This is a genomic window from Pseudomonas sp. 910_23, assembly GCF_052850795.1.
In genome coordinates this window covers 1-16,845 of sequence record NZ_VXCZ01000035.1, presented here as the reverse complement: position 1 = coordinate 16,845, position 16,845 = coordinate 1, and the positions used below count along the sequence as shown (strand labels likewise).

General features: G+C 57.8%; 8 protein-coding genes, 1 rRNA gene and 1 pseudogene. 4 read left to right on the top strand and 6 right to left on the bottom strand.

What is annotated here, in order from left to right:
- Nucleotides 1–68 precede the first annotated feature (68 nt).
- A 5S ribosomal RNA gene (gene rrf, locus FW800_RS27105) occupies nucleotides 69–184 on the top strand.
- A 273-nt stretch (nucleotides 185–457) separates the two neighbouring features.
- Complete coding sequence (locus FW800_RS27100) at nucleotides 458–2,338, top strand: methyl-accepting chemotaxis protein (protein WP_078819959.1); 1,881 nt, start codon at nucleotides 458–460, stop codon at nucleotides 2,336–2,338.
- 79 nt (nucleotides 2,339–2,417) lie between these two features.
- Here the strand turns inward: FW800_RS27100 and FW800_RS27095 are convergent, their stop codons facing one another.
- The 4 genes from FW800_RS27095 to FW800_RS27080 form a co-directional block, all read right to left on the bottom strand.
- A complete protein-coding gene (locus FW800_RS27095) occupies nucleotides 2,418–5,795 on the bottom strand; it encodes an amino acid adenylation domain-containing protein (RefSeq protein WP_446438846.1) in 3,378 nt (1,125 codons plus the stop codon).
- The gene (locus tag FW800_RS27090) at nucleotides 5,783–6,739 is read right to left on the bottom strand and encodes a diiron oxygenase (protein ID WP_446438845.1); all 957 of its coding nucleotides are present in this window, start codon (nucleotides 6,737–6,739) and stop codon (nucleotides 5,783–5,785) included. The genes FW800_RS27095 and FW800_RS27090 overlap by 13 nt, the downstream gene beginning before the upstream one ends.
- Complete coding sequence (locus tag FW800_RS27085; protein WP_446438844.1) at nucleotides 6,736–7,494, bottom strand: DUF3050 domain-containing protein; 759 nt, start codon at nucleotides 7,492–7,494, stop codon at nucleotides 6,736–6,738. Before FW800_RS27085 ends, FW800_RS27090 begins: the two co-directional genes overlap by 4 nt.
- Before the next feature lie 361 nt (nucleotides 7,495–7,855).
- Nucleotides 7,856–8,566: a GntR family transcriptional regulator gene (locus FW800_RS27080; protein WP_032878524.1), complete on the bottom strand. Its 711-nt coding sequence runs from the start codon at nucleotides 8,564–8,566 to the stop codon at nucleotides 7,856–7,858.
- A 319-nt stretch (nucleotides 8,567–8,885) separates the two neighbouring features.
- Here FW800_RS27080 and lapG point away from each other — a divergent pair, with 319 nt between their 5' ends.
- Together lapG and lapD are read left to right on the top strand one after the other, a co-directional pair.
- Nucleotides 8,886–9,509, top strand: coding sequence for a cysteine protease LapG (lapG, locus tag FW800_RS27075; protein WP_371920302.1), 624 nt, complete (start codon nucleotides 8,886–8,888; stop codon nucleotides 9,507–9,509).
- 14 nt (nucleotides 9,510–9,523) lie between these two features.
- A complete protein-coding gene (gene lapD / locus FW800_RS27070; RefSeq protein WP_446438843.1) occupies nucleotides 9,524–11,476 on the top strand; it encodes a cyclic di-GMP receptor LapD in 1,953 nt (650 codons plus the stop codon).
- 69 nt (nucleotides 11,477–11,545) lie between these two features.
- Here lapD and FW800_RS27065 read toward each other — a convergent pair whose 3' ends face one another.
- On the bottom strand, nucleotides 11,546–11,884 hold the full coding sequence (locus FW800_RS27065) for a tryptophan synthase subunit beta (protein ID WP_446438842.1): 339 nt from the start codon (nucleotides 11,882–11,884) through the stop codon (nucleotides 11,546–11,548).
- A 151-nt stretch (nucleotides 11,885–12,035) separates the two neighbouring features.
- Nucleotides 12,036–16,845 (bottom strand): annotated as a pseudogene (locus FW800_RS27060) (LapA family giant adhesin); the annotation flags it as partial.

The window sequence follows — 16,845 nt, the reverse complement described above, 5'->3', positions numbered from 1 at the left end:
CTGTTTATGTAGAAGCTCATGAATTTCACCGGCACGTTGCCAACTCAACGGTCTGGTACACAGAATTTCTTGACGACCATAGAGCATTGGAACCACCTGATCCCATCCCGAACTCAGCAGTGAAACGATGCATCGCCGATGGTAGTGTGGGGTTTCCCCATGTGAGAGTAGGTCATCGTCAAGATTGAATTCCGAAACCCCTGTCTGCTAACGCAGACAGGGGTTTTGTCGTTTAAGGCTCTATGTCACACCCTCCCGCCTTCACCTACCGCCTGTCGGTTTCCTACGCAAAAAGAAGATGCTTCACACAAATTTCTAAGCTTTGCCGATGTTTGGCCGAAAGCCTGACGAGCCATGCGTGCACCGAAATAGAGCGACCGCAGAGTCCGCCTATCCCGTTACATGGAATGTTCCACTCGGCACGCTCACCCCCCTTTGGCAAAAAGAAGTCGATGAAATGAATCTCAAGTTCAGTCATAAAATTCTGTTGGCCGCGTCAGGCGTCGTGGTTTTAGCCTTCGCGTTATTCACCCTGTACAACGACTACCTGCAACGCAGCACGATCAGGCAAAACCTGGCCTCGTCTATCCAGCAATCCGGCGAGCTTACCGCCAGCAGTGTGCAGAACTGGCTCAGTGGTCGCATCCTGGTCCTCGAGAACCTGGCGCAGAACGTTGCCCATCAAGGCAGTGCCGTCGATCTTCCCGGGTTGGTGGATCAGCCAGCGTTTACCTCCAACTTCCAGTTCACCTACGTGGGCCAAACCAATGGGGTATTCACGCAGCGCCCTGACGCGAAGATGCCTGAGGACTATGACCCTCGTCAGCGCCCTTGGTACAAGCAGGCGGTGGTAGCGGACAAAACAATGCTTACCCCGCCTTATATGGCGGCTGTAGGCGGTCAGATCGTGACAATTGCCATGCCGGTGAAAAAGAACGGCGAACTGTTGGGTGTTGTTGGGGGTGACCTTAGCCTGCAAACCCTGGTGAAGATCATCAACTCGGTAGACTTCGGCGGCATTGGCCATGCGTTTCTGGTCAGTGGTGATGGTCAGGTCATCGTGAGTCCTGACCAGGACCAGGTGATGAAAAATCTCAAGGACATCTACCCTGGCACCAACGTACGTATCGAGAAGCTTAACCAGGACGTTGTTCTCAATGGCCAGGATCGTATTCTTTCGTTCACGCCTATCAGCGGTTTGCCCGGCGCCGACTGGTACATCGGTCTATCCATTGATAAAGAAAAAGCCTACGCCCCGCTGGGCAAGTTCCGTACCTCGGCTTTGATTGCAATGTTGATCGCCGTTGTGGCCATTGCGGTGCTCTTGAGCCTGTTGATTCAAGTGTTGCTGCGTCCGTTGACCACCATGGGCGTCGCCATGCAGGACATCGCCCAAGGCGAAGGCGATTTGACCCGACGACTTGCAGTGACCAGCAAAGACGAATTCGGCGAAGTCGGCAGTGCATTCAATCAATTCGTCGAACGCATCCACGCCTCGATTTCCGAGGTGTCTTCGGCAACGCGTCAGGTGCATGATTTGTCCCAGCGCGTAATGGCATCGTCCAATGCTTCGATCATCGGTTCCGACGAACAGAGTGCGCGTACCAACAGCGTAGCTGCGGCCATCAACGAACTGGGCGCTGCCACCCAGGAAATCGCCCGCAATGCAGCAGATGCTTCGCAGCACGCCAGCGGTGCCAGCGAACAGGCTGACGATGGCCGCAAAGTGGTTGAGCAAACCATCCTGGCGATGTCGGAGCTGTCGCAGAAGATCAGTCTGTCCTGCACTCAGATCGAAACCCTTAACGCCAGTACCGACAACATCGGGCATATTCTGGATGTGATCAAAGGCATTTCCCAGCAGACCAACTTGCTCGCCCTCAATGCGGCAATTGAAGCCGCCCGTGCTGGCGAAGCCGGGCGTGGGTTCGCCGTAGTGGCAGATGAAGTGCGCAACCTGGCACACCGTACCCAAGAGTCGGCAGAGGAGATCCACAAGATGATCACTTCGTTGCAGGTGGGCTCGCGTGAAGCAGTGACCACCATGAATGCCAGCCAGACTTCCAGCGAAGAAAGCGTTGAAGTGGCCAACCAGGCGGGTGAGCGCCTGATCAGCGTGACGCAGCGTATCGTTGAGATTGATGGAATGAACCAGTCGGTTGCAGCTGCCACCGAAGAGCAGACCGCTGTCGTTGAAACCCTCAACGTCGACATCAACCAGATCAACCTGTTGAACCAGCAGGGTGTGGCTAACCTCAACGAGACGCTCAAAGACTGCGATGCACTGTCCCAGCAGGCCAGTCGATTGAAGCAATTGGTTGATAGCTTCAAGATCTGATCCTGTTTGCATCGGAGCGAGGCCTCTCGCTCCGAATGCTGATTGGTGCAGTAGTGTCGTCGGCAATTTCTGAAGCTGTTCAGAGGAAGCTGATGGCCCTGAGGTAATCACAGCCTTTGCGTAACAGTGCCGGGCTCTTTGACGGATAGTCCATACCCATTCTTTCCAGACCCCATCGGGCATTGTCGTAACGGATCATCGACGTATCGCCGATGTCTTCGTCCAGTTCGTCCAGGTAGAAACCCAGCACACCGAACAACGCGTTATCACGGCCAACCGTTCGCAGCGCCTGCTGCCAGTCTTCAACGCTTACCCGGTCGAAGGCGTGCCCGGCCTGGCTGAATGCGTCGAGGTACTTATCCCAGCTCAAGGGCTGTGGGTTGTGCAGGTTGAATACGTTTCGCCCAAAGGCAAATTGGGCGCTGTGGAAGGCTATGAAGCCGGCCAGGAAATCCACCGGCATCAGATCGAAGTTCACCTCCAACCGGGGGACCAGCCCCAATTGCATAGACCCCTTGAGCATCAGCATCAGGCGGTTCTTCTGCGGTTGGCAGACGCCGTTCTGGCTGTTGAAACTGATATTTCCCGGCCGATGAATATTGACCCAGACCCCTTGTTCGACGGCCCTTCCCAACAATCGCTCAGCTACCCATTTCGAGAGGTTGTAGCCATTTTTCACATACAGTGGCTGCGCGCGCCCGGCGGGCGATTCAAGGACGTGCCCATCGGCGTCCACGCTGCTGCAGGCCGACAGCGTCGAGATGAAATTAAGGACCTTCTTACAGTGGGTCTCGCAGAGGCGCAGGCACTCAAACACCGGCTCGACGTTGTCCCTGGCGAGTGACGCATAGTCCAGTACATGATTGACCTGTGCGGCGTTATGCACCAGCACACCATAATGACGGGCAAGATAGTCATACACATTGCCGGCCAAGCCCAGGCGGGGTTCGCGCATGTCAGCGGCATACACCCGCACTCGGCTCAGGTCCAAATGTTCCAGGCGGTATTCCCGCAGTGCCTGGGTGAATCGCCCCGCCGCTGAATGCCCGGGCAGTTCCCGCACCAGACATGCTACTTCCAGCGCCCCGCCGGCCAGTAGCGCTTGGACGATATGTACCCCGACAAAACTGTTCGCCCCGGTGACGATCGCTTTGCGTGGGTCACCCATGTGGGTATCAGGCAGCACCTCGATCCCCAGCATTCTTGCTGCATCTTTTTCCATCCGGTGGGTAGGGGTGTCAGGCAGCGCCCCGCCGTCCATCAGTGCGGCCAACGTGCGGATGGTCGGTGTCTCGAAAAAGGGGCTCAGGCAGAAGCTACGGCCAAACTGCTCACGCAGGCGCAACAATAGGCTCGACAACAGGATGGAGTGGCCGCCGAGGTTGAAGAAACTGTCATCGATCGAAAGTTCGCCTGCGGATAAGGCCAACAACTCTGCCCATAAGTCCACCAACTGTGCCTGCAGAGGTGTTTGTACAGGGCTGCAAGTCGCCCCGGCGAGCGTGGATATTGGCAGGGCCAATAATGCCTTCCGATCGACCTTGCCGTTACTCGTACCGGGCAGACAGGCCAACTCGCTCCAGGCGACCGGCTGCATATGTACAGGCAACCACTGCCGGGCATGTTCCTTCAGGCTCTGCAGCGTAGCGCCGGGTTCGGGCTGGGCGGCAAAACCTATGACTCTGTGCGTCGGATCGATCACCACTGCCACTTGGCGAAACAATCGACTGTTGCGCAGGCATTGCTCAATCTCCTGAGGCTCGACTCTAAAGCCACGGATCTTGACTTGATCATCCCGACGCCCGCCGAGCTCGATGCCATCTTGCGTCCATTTCGCCAAATCGCCGCTGCGGTAAGCCTTGAGAACCTGTCCATTCGGCAGCCTCAGCGCAACGAATGGACTGTCGGGTTGCGGCGGTGCATTCCAATAGCCGAGGCTGACGCCTGGACCGGCAATGTACAAATCGCCCGTGACCTGTTCATCCACCGGTTGCAGGTTTTCATCGAGGATTAACACCTGACTGTTGGCGATGGGGTAGCCGATATTGCGATGGCTATCACCTTGTTGGAATACCCGGTGTGTTGCCAACACCGTGGTCTCGGTGGGCCCATAAAAGTTATGCAACTGACATTGCCCCGCCAGTTGTTCGATCACATAGGGCTCGCAGAAATCGCCGCCGGTAAGCAAGTGAGTAAGGCCCAGTGGCTTATCCAGCGGCAGAATGCTGAGCAGCGCCGGTGGCAGAAATCCATGACTGACGCGTTGCTGGCGAATCAGCTCTACCAGTTGGTGAGGGTCGTGACGTTGATCTGCGCTGGGGACAATCAATTCAGCGCCGGCGATCAAGGCCGGGAAAATATCGATCAATGACGAGTCGAAGCCCAGTGGCGAAAACTGCAGGACGCGACTGTGTTGATCCAACCCCACACAGGTTGTGAGCCACGCGCTGAAATGCGCCAGATTGTAGTGGCTCAGGAGTACACACTTGGGCTGGCCGGTGGTCCCCGACGTAAACAAGGCCATGCAAGGCTCGTCGGCAAGGGGGTGATGGTGCATCAGCGGTTGTGTCGCGTCGACGTCGTGCACAGCGATTTGGCTGACATCAAGGGACGCGAAGCCATCTCGCAAAGGATGCTGACCGTTATCCAGCAGCACACAGGCCTGGAGGCTTTCCAACATGCTGTGCTGACGTTGCACCGGATGATCCGGAGCCAACGGCAAATACACACAGCCGCAACCCAATACCGCAAGAATACTTGCATACAGCTCGGTGGATTTTTCCAGGCACACACCGATCACCGGTGGTGCCTGCACGCCTTCGAGCAAAGGAAGCAGGCGTTGCTGGATCGCTATGGCATGGCGATGAAGTTGCTGATAAGTCAGCATGTCCCCCGCGATATTCAACGCTGTTCGATTCGCGAAGGTCTCAAGACTGGCCTGCAGCGCTTCAATCATGGGCATCTGGGCTGCCCGCAGTAAAGCCGGGTCTGTCGTGCGGTTGAACCGGTGCATGAATGCCACTGCTTCCAGCCCTTGCAGGCCCTGTTCGGGCCAGTCGTTAGCGGTAGCGGCTATAGAGAAGTAACCTGGATCCCTTGAAAAACCACAGACCAACCAAGCTGCCCACTCCACCAATGCGTTCGTTGCCTGCTGGTGTAATCGCTGGCCGTTGCCGCTGGGTTCCTCGGCGACGCCCTGCACAGCCAACAGGCGGCGCTCGCGGTCATAGCAGCGCAACTGCAGCGAGGGCAGCCCGTGCTCGGATAACGGGCCGATACCCACGCGCAGGCTTATCCATGGCACGTCGGTTGGCAATGGCGGCAGTGGCTGCCCCCCATCTTCAATTATCAGGTCGACGGACCCTGCTCCTGCGATATGCCCGTATTGCTCCAGCACTTTCTTGAGCTCGTCCAGGGCTTTGCTGGAGGCACTCCACGCGATCTTTAAACGCCGCATGCCAACCTCCCTGGTACCGGCAGGTAGGCGCTCAGTGCCTGGGCGACGCTGGGCGTTTGCAGTACACCGCTTTGGCGCAGCAACCCCATGATATTGGCCACCAGTGGATGTTGGTGGGTGATGGGAAAATCCAGCGCATGGATTTCATGACGTAGGGCAAGACGAGTATCGGCACTGATGTCCAGGTGTTCGATCAGTTGCAGGTCGAAGGCTTGTTGTAGATCGTTGGTCAGGTAGCGCGCCATGAAAACAGGCAGCGCTTGAGCGATGCTGTCGCGATCTTGCGGGGTTGCCGACTGCCAGTAAATACGCACCAACTGAGCCCAGAACCGCGCATGACGGCCCTCATCGAACAGGTGATCGGCCATCAGGCCGCGCACAGACGATTTGACGCTGGCGTCTTTTGAGAAAGCTGCCACATCATGGGTAACGGTGTTTTCAGCAATAGCCACGGCGATTAATTCAACGGCATCGTGCAAGTGCGCCGGCACCTTTGCCTGCGCTGTCGGTAGCGCGCAGCTCAATTCAATTTGCCCGGGTAGATTGAGCGGTTCGATCCCGGTCATTTCCACGGCTTGCTGAAGAAAATCCAGCGCGACCAACGCGTGGTAATCCTCGTCCACAACGACAGTCATCGCGTCGTAGCGGCAAGCGGGTGGGAAGGGCAGGGAGAAGCGGTTTTTCGCGATGCTGCGAGCGGTCTTGTCGACGATTTCGGTTTCGAAGATCACCACATCATTGACGAATTTATAGAAGCTTTGCGTCAGCACGAAGTCGCGCCACTGCGGGCAGTGTTCAAGGAAAGTTGCACTCAGTACCAGCGGTTGGCGGCACAGGGGAAAGATGAGTTTGCCGTCGTTTTCCAGTAGGCGCCGGGGGCGTGTGCGGATGGTAGCGCGCCGCTCCCAATCATCGGCAAAGGATTGGTAATTGACGGCGTTCATGGGCGAACCTCTTGCAGCGTAGCCAGCACACTGTCCCAGAACATAATACGGCGCTCCACGGCGCCAAGGGCGGTGCTATCGGCTTGTTTCTGGCGAAGCGGATCTGTGCCGATCAAACGCTGGAGCAACTGTTCTGCCGCTGGCCCATGGTCGTGGCTGTCCACTTCGATATGGCGGTTGAGGTAGTGGAAGAAGGTAGGTGTTTCACGCTCAATGAACGCGTTGCTGTGCATCAAGCCTTCAAACATCGAGGGAATGACACTCTCGCGTCCATGCAGGAAGGCCGCCGCCACACAGTGGGTGGGCGCACTGAGCGCGATTTGCAATGTGCTGTCGACAAATGACACCACGCTACGGGGCGCATCGATCATCTGCAAAGCCGCGCTGACTTCCACGCCCTGATGCTGCAGATCAATGAGGCGTGTGATGGCGGCGGTGTTGGCGCCTACCTCTGTCATGGCGTCCAGGTAAAGCTCGAAATGACTGCAATGGCCGCGTGTTGGATGCTCATCCGATTCCTCGCCCAGCACAATTTCATTGATCAAGCGGGCAGCGTGGGGGTCTGCGGGAGGGAGCCAAGGGATCTGAGTGCACGTCAGGTCTTGTTGCAGGCGCTTGGTCAGAGTCATGAAGTCCCAAACGGCGAACACATGGTGCTCCATAAAGTGTCGTAACTTGGCGAGTGAGGTTATTTCTATAAATAACGGATGGCAGAAAAGTTTTTGTTTTCTTTGTTCGATAAAATGTTGATGCATGGTTGACGCCTATAAGTTGTTGCGAGTGCTCTAAAAGCAGTGTTGGAATTTTTTTAGTTGTGTTGGAGATGTAACGTTTCGTCAAGGCCGCGCAGGTAGCGCAACCTTGATAGAGTTGTGCCCAGCGGATGAAGGGGTGCGGTTGGTCGGGCGAAGATAATAAGCTGATTAAACGTTAGGGGAGGATTATAAAAGTATTAGATGTTTTGTCCGCAAGCTGTTGCAGGAGTAACGAGTTGTTGAAGTGTGGGAGAGTTCCTCGGCGTTAGTAGTTTTGTAAATTTTACTGCCTGTCATTATGGTAACTTTCCTGATGGAAAGTTACCCCGCATAGTGTAATGGTCAGCGAATAACGAAGGCCCTATTGCGCGAATTTTTTGTCGGCGCTTTCGAGACCCTTGAGGTAGTTAGCGATCACTTCCATACCCCGCATCAAGTGATTACGCAGCGTCAGAATGCTCTCGTCGATCTTCTTCTGCGCCACCAGGCTCAACAGTTCACGGTGATCCTCCTGAGACGTTTCGCCCAATCCCATCGCTTCAAGATTGAAGCGCAGAAAGCGTTCCTCTTCATTCAGCCCGTGCTCCACCAGATCGAGCAGTCGCTGATTGGGTGCCTTGCCGTACAAGACCATGTGAAACAGGCGATTGAGGCGGCCAATCTCTCTGTAGTCTTTCTCACATTCCAGCGCATTGATACAGGCCTCGGCCTCGGCAAGATCGGCGTCACTGAGCAACGGGATCGACAAGCGCAGGGCTTCAGATTCGAGCAACATGCGCAGTGCATAGGTCTCAGCCGAATTGTCCTCGATCAACGGCGCCACCACGGCCCCCTTGTGGGTCACCACATGCAGCAGGGATTGCGCCTCCAGTTGGCGCAAGGCTTCGCGCACGGGCATACGGCTGACGCCGAACAGACTCGCCAGTTCCTGCTGGCGCATCGCGGTGCCACAGGGTAATCGCCCATCGAGGATGGCGTTGCGCAACGTTTCTTCAATGACGGCGCGAGCAAGATGGGCGGGAATAGGCCCGCTTATTTTGATGCTGCTTAAAGGGTTCGGCTTCTGCGTCACGGTTACGCTATCCTCCTTTCTTGAATAATAGTGTGGTCAATTGGATCCAATGCACACTAAAGACGGCCCAAGCGCTTGTCAAACAGCCAAAGTTTCCGTTTGTAAGGGCTTACACAGCATACTTTGTGTCTCCCACAAGGGGCGGTTATAAACTCGGTCCTCCTATGAATGATTGCACTGTGCCATTGTTTTTTGTAGGGCCAGGCTTCACCATTCCTCGAAATTCCGTCTCTTTCATGGACAGAGCGCCTTGGCGGTAAGTTTTATTCCCTATCGAGTTCTTTGCTGGCTGTTATCAGCAATTCTGTTGGCCGGCTTGATGCTTGGCGGGCTGCGTGCCGATTGGGATTTCTCTCAGATCAGCCGCAAGGCTACCGCCGTGTACGGGCCGCTCGGCGAAGGGCAGCAGCGTATCGACGCCTGGCAGCGGCTATTGGCGAGCCAAAAACAGGTCAGCGAGCCGGAGCAGCTCAAGGTCGTGAATTTGTTCTTCAACAAGCAAATGACCTACGTGGAAGACATCGACCTCTGGCACGCTGTCGATTATTGGGAGACGCCCGTCGAGGCCCTTTGGAAGGGGGCCGGTGACTGTGAAGACTACGCGATCGCAAAGTATTTCAGTTTGCGTCATCTGGGTGTGTCCAGCGACAAATTACGCATTACCTACGTCAAGGCTTTACGGCAGAATCGCGCGCACATGGTTCTGACCTATTATTCGACGCCTGACGCAATCCCGCTGGTGCTCGACAGCCTGATGGACGAAATCCTGCCGGCTACCCGCCGCACCGATTTGGTCCCGGTGTATTCATTCAACGCCGAGGGCTTGTACTTGCCCGGCGCCAAGGGCAACAAGAAAGTCGGTGATACCAAACGCTTGTCGCGCTGGCAGGATGTGTTGAGAAAAATGCGTGCGGAAGGCTTCCCAGCCGAGCCTGCCAACTAGGAGTAACTGATCGGATGTCTCTGTTCAAACAACTATTGATCGCAATCTGTCTGTTCCTGGTGGTCGCCTTCAGCGGCAGTTTCATGGTCAGCCTGGAAAGCTCGCGCACCCAATACGTCAACCAGCTGCGTTCCCATGCCCAGGATGCCGCGACGGCATTGGCGCTGTCGTTGACCCCCAATATCGACGACCCGGCCATGGTGGAGCTGCTGGTCAGCTCGATCTTCGACAGCGGCTACTACGCCAGCATCCGTGTGGTGGACCTGGCGACGGATAAAACCATCGTCGAGCGCAGCGGCATTCCTGATAACAACGGCGTGCCCAACTGGTTCGTAAAGTTGATCGGCCTGGAGCCGGCAGGTGGCGATGCGCTGGTTAGCCGTGGCTGGGAGCAGGCGGCGCGAGTCGAAGTGGTCAGCCATCCAATGTTCGCCCTGGCCAAGCTCTGGCAAAGCGCCTTGGGCAGCCTGGGCTGGCTACTGCTGTGCGGTGCGGTCAGTGTGGTGCTCGGTGGGCTGTTGCTGCGCCGGCAATTGAAGCCGTTGGATTACATGGTCAAACAGTCCCACGCGATTGCCCGCCGAGAATTCCTCAGCCTGCCCGACCTGCCTCGCACGCCGGAACTGCGGCGAGTTGTGCAAGCCATGAACCAGATGGTGGAAAAGCTCAAGGCGTTGTTCCAGGAACAGGCCGAACGCAGCGAAAAACTGCGCACCGAGTCCTATCAGGACAACCTCACCGGCCTCGCTAACCGGCGTTATTTCGAAATGCAGCTCAACGCCCGTGTCAGTAACCCGGAAGACACCAACTCCGGTTACTTGCTGCTGCTGCGGGTCAAGGACCTTGCCGGCCTCAACCAACGCCTGGGCGGCCAGCGCACCGACCAATTGCTGCAAGCGGTCGGCCAACAGCTGCTGCGTCAGTGCGAGCCGTACCCGGAAACCCATAACCTCGTTACCCGTATCCGCGGCGGCGAGTTCGCTGTGCTGGCACCGGGATTGATGCGTGAAGAAGCGCTGCAATTGGCGCAGAACCTGGAAAGCACCTTGCTCAGCTTGCAGGCGACCGGCGCCAGCGATGTGATGCCGGTGGCCTATATCGGCCTGGCACCGTTCAGCCATGGCGATGCGCCCCAAGCACTGCTGACCCTCGCCGATCAGGCGCTGGCCCAGGCCGAAGCGCAGGGCGATACCAGTTGGGTGTGCCTGGACAGCAGCGCCGCCGCCAGCGTCGGTGACGATCACCATGCCTGGCACACGTTGTTGGACCGGGCCCTGACCCAGCAGCACTTCCAGCTGTACTTCCAGCCGGTCGTCGCCAGCCAGGACCCACAATTGGTCTTGCATTACAAAGTACTGTCGCGCCTGCAGGACGAGGAAGGCCACACGATACCGGCCGGGCGCTTTCTGCCGTGGCTCGAGCGCTTCGGCTGGTCGGCCCGCCTGGACCGTTTGATGCTGGAACAAGTCCTCAAGCAGATGGCCAGCCACAACCATAACCTGGCGCTGAACCTCTCGGCCGCAACGTTCCAGGATACCCAGGCCCTGAATCGGATTTATGACCTGCTGCGCCAGCACAGCAACCTGGGCTCACGCCTCACCCTGGAGATTGGTGAAGAGCAACTCCCCGAGCAGCCGGTGCTGGAACAGATGACCCACCGCCTGCGCGAGCTGGGTTTTTCCCTCAGCCTGCAGCGTTTTGGTGGGCGGTTCAGCATGATCGGCAACCTGGCACGCCTGGGCCTGGCCTACCTGAAGATCGATGGCAGCTACATTCGCGACATCGACCAGGAAAGTGACAAGCGTCTGTTTATCGAAGCCATCCAGCGCGCAGCCCACAGCATCGATCTGCCGTTGATTGCCGAACGTGTGGAGACCGAGGGCGAGCTGAAGGTCATTCGCGAGATGGGGATTTTTGGTGTGCAGGGCCAGCTGTTTGGCGAGCCTGCGCCCTGGAAATCACACTGACATCAGGACATTCAAATGTGGGAGGGGCTTGCCCCCTCCCACATTTGAATAAAGGTTCGGCGTCCGGGCTCAGATCAGCCCTTTCTCGTCATCATCAATCAACTGGCTCAACCCACCCAAGGCTTCCCGCGCGTGGTTACGGTCCATCAACTTGGCCTGTGCCGCCGGCGGCAGGTCGGTCACGCTGATGACGCCTTTGCGGGTCAGCACCTGGATCAAGTCATCCAGCACCCGGATCATCTCCAGGTCGCTCTGCTTGAGTTGGGCCAGGCTGGTTTCCACCACTTCGTTGGCGTACCAGGCCTGGATCTCATGGTGATCGGCCGGCAGGGTTTCGGTGGATTCGGTAAAGGAGGCCGCCTCTACGCGAATCAGCGCGCCCAGTGCATCACGTTGCACGTAAAACATAAGAACCCCTCGAATATGAGCCACATGCGTTCAACAGCATAGGTCAACGCTGCGTGTATGAGCGTGAGTATGCGACGCACCGCTCGCCAGGGCCAGCGGCCCATAAGGCAAAAAAATCGGCCGCCCGGGAAGGCGGCCGATCCATTGCATCTTAGCTATGGTCGATCTTGATGGTAGGGTCGGCGCCAGTGATCAGCGAGTTGATGCTGACATGGGACCAATCATTGCCTTCCAGCTTGATGGTCACATCGGCATTGGCCAGGCCACCGGCGGCGTTGAGCTTGCCTTCGCTGCTGACTTGCAGGGTCGACACGCCATCTACCGTGGTGATCTTCAGGTAGTTGTCGATGGTGCTGTCAGTCTCACCTTTCAACAAATCACGCAGATCAATGCGGTCGCCTTCCGAGGCCTTGAAGTCCTTGATCACATCGTTGCCGATGTCCCCCGCCTTCCACACAAAGGTGTCGGCACCTGAACCACCAATCAAGATGTCGTTGCCCTGGCCGCCGATCAGCGTGTCGTTGCCCGTGCCGCCCAGCAGGATGTCATTGCCTTTGCCGCCGTCCAGCAGGTCATTGCCGCCCTGGCCGAACAGGATGTCATCGCCAGCGCCGCCCAGCAGCGTGTCGTTGGCGTCCTTGGCGCCGGAGACGTCGAAGTCCACGTAGTGCTCGGTAACGTACTGGTGAACGTTAGAGGCGGTCACCGAAGAGACGGTCACGCCGGTCTTCTGCGCCACAAATGCCTGCAGTGCGTTGTAGCCTTCACCGTTGATCCCGCTGAAGCTCACCAGGTCGCCGAAGAGGATGTCGTTGCCGTCGCCACCGTTGACGGTGTCTGCGCCAGGCAACGTCGCCTCGGTGTGGCCGAGGATCGCATTGGCCAGGTCCTTCGGATCAATGTTGGCTTGCGGCTTGCCATCGCTGTCGTACGGAGCCAGCTGGTTCAAGCTGACCCCGCTGTTGAGGCCGATGGCTTCTACGCCACCTGTGGACAGGCCTTTGAGCAGTGCGAACGCGCTGTTGGAGTTGGTGGTGGTGTAGTAATCGGTATCGTACCCGAGGCCGCCTTGTACCGATATTTCATAGGTGCCATCCCCTTGGGCGTGGATGACTCCCTTGTTGTACGACCAGCCGTAGGACCAGAGGGTTACCTTGCCGGCAGAGTTGATATCAAGGTAATTATTCGAATCGATGTTGATCCGGGTGGCTGTACCTATGGTGTAGTTGTTCATGGTGACGACATCATCGAGCCTGACGTTGCCGTACAAGTACGGGTTAGTCTGCTCGGCCGCCTGGTAAAACGTCGGCTGACCATCGGTGATGAAGTACGTTGTGTTGATTGCGTCTGTGTTGCCAGTCGCCTGGGCACTTTTGAAGAAGTTGGAAGCGGCCTTGAACACGTCTTCGTAGTTGGTCCCGCCGGTAGATACCATGGAATCCAGGACTTTCTGCAGCGAATCCAACGCACCTGGGTCTTTCAGGTTGACTGTCACCGTGCGATTGACCTGGTCACTGAAGTCCGCCAGGAAGATGTTCACGGTGCCAGAGGTACTGGAGCCGATACTGCTTTTCAGCGAGTTGAACGTGGTGGTCAGCGAGGCTTTCGCCGCTGCTATCGAGCTCGCGCCCATACTGCCCGACGTATCGATCATGAACGCGATGTTGTAGTTCTTCCCCTGCACCACGTTCAAGCCGGCGACGTCGGCCACGACGATGTCGTTGCCATCGCTGCCATTGATGGTGTCGCTGCCCGAAGTGCCGGTTACCGGGTTGTAGGTTGCCGGGTGCACCGTGACTGGCAATTGCGCGGTGGTAGTCGCCGAACCACCAATGCTTTCGGTGGAGGTCGAGGTGACCGTCAGGTTGAACTGGCCGCTGTAGTAGGTCGGCGGCTTGATGCTCAGCGTGTTCAGGTCCCAGCCGGTGACGTTGACTTCGCCCACGGTCTTGCTCGCGGTAAAGGTGTGGCCCGACGCATCGGTGAGTACCGAACCTGCCGGAATGCCACTGACCTTCACGCTCAAGGTTTCCGAGCCGTCGGTATCGGTCAGCGCGGTGGTGACCTTGGACAGTTTGACCGTCCCGTTTTCCTGGCCTTCGTTGAGCTTGTAGCCCACATAGTAACCGTCACCGTTGCTGCCATGCAGGTCGGACACGGTGACGCCGGCGTTGGTCAGGTCGGTAAGGCCGGTGTACAACGGCACGGTGCTGGTGCTCAGGTTTTGCACCGCCCCGCCGTTGATCGACAGGTTGACGTCAAAGCTGCCAGGCCCGGCTTGGTTGGCTTGGTAGATCTCAAGGCTGTAGTACCCGCTGGCCGTTGGTGTGAACGAGCCGCTGAACCTGCCGCTGTTGGTGCCCCATGTTCCGCTGGCAACGTCTTTACCGCCAACGTTGACCACAACACTGTCATCGGCGATGCCGCTGAAGGTGTAGCTCTTGCCTGCTTCCATATAGATCAGGCCGGAGATCTTCGAACCGGAGCCGGCGTTGACGTTGTCGACGGACTCGACATTGGTCACGACAGAGGTGTTGTTCGGCGTGCCCGCGTTATCGATGGCTTTTTTCAGCACGTCCGGTGCAGCGCCGTTGCCGTTGTTGCCGAGGCCGGCAATGCTGTTCCAGCCCTGTTTGACCAGGCCGGTGGAGGCAACGTTGTTGTCTGCCACGCTCAGGGTCGGCGCGTCGGCTACCGGCGTGATATCGACTTTCACCGTGGCGCTGGTGCCCAGGTCCTTGCCATCGGTTGGCTGGAACTTGAACTGTGCGTAGTCCGCTTGCTTGTTGCCCACACCGGTGCCGCCGTAACCATCGGCGCCGGATTCGTTGGCGTTAGGCATAAAGCGCAACTGGCCGCCGTCGATCTGGGCTTTGGTGAAGGTCTGGCCGTTGGCCACGTTGGTCCAGGTGCTGCCATCCGCTGCCAGGAACTGCAATTTGCCGGCGACTGGCAGCTCGGTGATTTTCACCCCCAGGCTGGCTTGCGGCGAGTCCACATCGGTCACGCCGAAGTTGGCCCAGGTCAGGGCCAGCGCGGTGTCTTCAGTGCCGGTTACGGCACCGCCAGTCGCCACCGGCGCATCATTGACCGCCACCACGTTGACGGTGGTGGTGGCAACGTTGGAGTAGTTGCCGCCATCGGTCACGCTCACGGTAATGGTGCGTGGCGTGGTGCTTGGGTCGTGGCTGTTGTTGTTGAACGTGATGTTCTTGATCTGCTGCATGTAGTCGGCCAGCGACGCCGTGCCGGTCAGGGTCAAGGTGATTTTACCGGTCACAGGGTCGGTGGTCGGGGTCACGTTGATGCCTGTCACGCCGCTGAAGTTCAGCGAGTCGCCTGGCTGGCTGTTGGTCAATACCACGGTGGCGCCGGTCAGTTGGGTGCTGTCCGGGTCGGTGATCTTGATGTCAGTGTCAGCAATTGACACACCGGTGCCGCCTTCGGTGAAGGTGGTCTTGAAGTCCGCACCGCTGGCGCCGCTGGAGTTGTTGGCATCCAGGTCGATGACCGGCGGCGCATCATTGTCGATGATGTTGGTGGTAACACTGCCATTGCCGACCACCAGGTTTTCGAAGTTGCCGCCAGTGGTCTTGTCGATGGTGATGACGATATTTTCCGTCGGCTCGGTGATCTTGTCGTCGAGCGTGCGGATATCAAACGGTACGCTGGTGGCACCGGCCGGGATCTTCACGGTGTACACGCCATTGAAGTCTGAACCGTCGGTAGCGGTGCCGCTGTACTTGAGCGTCACGGTCACGTCGGTTTGCGGCGGGTTGCTCAGGGACAGCGTGTAGTGCGCCGTACCGCCTTCAGTCACCGACGCATCGCCGGTAATGCTGATGGTGGTGTTGCTGACCACATCGGTCACTTTGGTGACCACGGTGCTGCCGTCGACGATCAAGTGTTCGTACTTGTCGCCACCGCTGACCACACCCGTGATTTTGGTGGTGACGTCATTGGCGCCGACATACGCATCGTTAGGTGCGGTGGCGGTGGTGAAGCTGGTGGACTTGCCATTGCCGATGGTAATGGTCGAGCCGTTATCCAGCTTGACGACCAGGTCTGAGCCAACGTTGTTCACCGCCACGCCGTTCTTGTCGACCAGGGACGCGGTGTACACGATCTGCCCGCCTTCGCTGACAGAACCAGTGGCTTTGAGCACCACAGTCACGTCGTCGATGGTGTCGTTGATGGTAGTCGTGGTGCCGCCCGGCGTGATGCTCACACCTTCGAAGTTGCCGCCGGTAGTGCCGGTGATGTTGACGGTCTGGGTGCTCTTGTCGATGAACACATCATCAGTCGGCGCAGGGACGGTCACCGTGCCCACGGTCGCGCCTTGCTTGATGGTGATGCTCGAACCGTTATCGAGCTGGACCACCATGTCGCTGCCGGCCTTGTTGTTCAAGGTAGCGGTGTAAGTGATCTGGCCGCCTTCGTTGACAGCCGTCGGGGCGGTCAGGGTGACGGTGGTCAGGTCGGTGGTGCCCGGCGTGTCGGTGACGGTGGTATTCACTGCGGTAGTGCCAGGGACCAGGTTTTCGAAATGCTCGCCGCCGGTCACGCCTTTGATCGCGGTTGTGACGGTCTGGTCGCCTTTGTAGACATCGTTAGGCGCGATGGTGGTGATGGAGCCGCTCGACTGATTCACGCCGATGGTGATGGTTTTGCCGTTATCCAGGGTGACAGTCAGCGGATTGGTGATGTTAGTCACCGGCGCGCCGTTCTTATCCACAAGGCTGGCGGTGTAGACGATGTTGCCGCCTTCTCCAACAGTGGTGGTGGCGGACAGGACCACATCAACTTTGTCGATGGTGTCGTTGATGGTGGTGGTTGCGCCGTTGCCTGCGACTTCGAGTTTTTCGAAGTTGCCGCCAGAAGCGTCGGTAATCTTGACGGTCTGAGTGCTCTTATCAATGAACACGTCATCGGTCGGTGCAGGCACGGTCACGGTGCCAACA